Here is a 722-nt window from a genome sequence, read left to right on the forward strand (position 1 = left end):
CAGCGAGAAAGTACATTCACAGATGATTAATCGAATATTAATACGCATCAAAGTAGTGCAATTGCTCTACTCCTACCTGCTGACACGCAGTGAGTTCCGCATTGTTACAGCTCCTGAAAAGTCAACGGCCGACGGCAAGTACGCGCATACGCTGTACCTGAGAATCCTCCTTATGATTCTTGAACTGGCCGGATATAAAGTGATTCCGGGGGCTAAACGCCCTCCTCTCGATTCAATCGGCTCAGCCAACATGCTCGCGGCCTCGCAAGTGGCCAAAGCACCCGGCGCAGACCTTGATATTCGTGAAATTATGGCGCGAGGCAACACCGGCATAGAGGCTCTCGACGATGTTGTGCTGCGTCTCTACGGCAAAATCACATCGTCGGTGGCATATACCGATTTCCGAAAGAAGCGCAAAGTCGAGCTTGCCGACGAGGTGAAACTCTGGACGGTGCTCCTTACCACCGTTATACAGAAAGAGCCGCTGATGCAGGAGGCCGCCCGCCGCGACGAGGGCTTCACGCTGGCCGGATACAACCAGGCTCTCAGCATGGTTGTGGATACGCTTAACAACTACTACGACACTCACGCCACTCTGCGCAAAGCCCGCACCTCGCTTGAGCTTTCTCTCGAAAAGGCATATGATCTCTATCATGCGTTGCTGACCCTCCCGGTGCATATCACACGCCTTGAGGCCGAGAGAATCGAGGCCGCTAAAGAGA

At 53.5% G+C, this 722-nt stretch carries 1 protein-coding gene; it reads left to right on the forward strand.

The annotated features are described in order from the left end of the window. Nucleotides 1–61: 61 nt before the first annotated feature. A partial coding sequence (locus FYJ44_RS14400) for a hypothetical protein (protein WP_229772741.1) occupies nucleotides 62–722 on the forward strand: 661 nt, incomplete at its 3' end.

It is taken from the genome of Desulfovibrio porci (assembly GCF_009696265.1).
In the GTDB taxonomy this organism is placed as follows: Bacteria; Desulfobacterota; Desulfovibrionia; order Desulfovibrionales; family Desulfovibrionaceae; genus Desulfovibrio; species Desulfovibrio porci.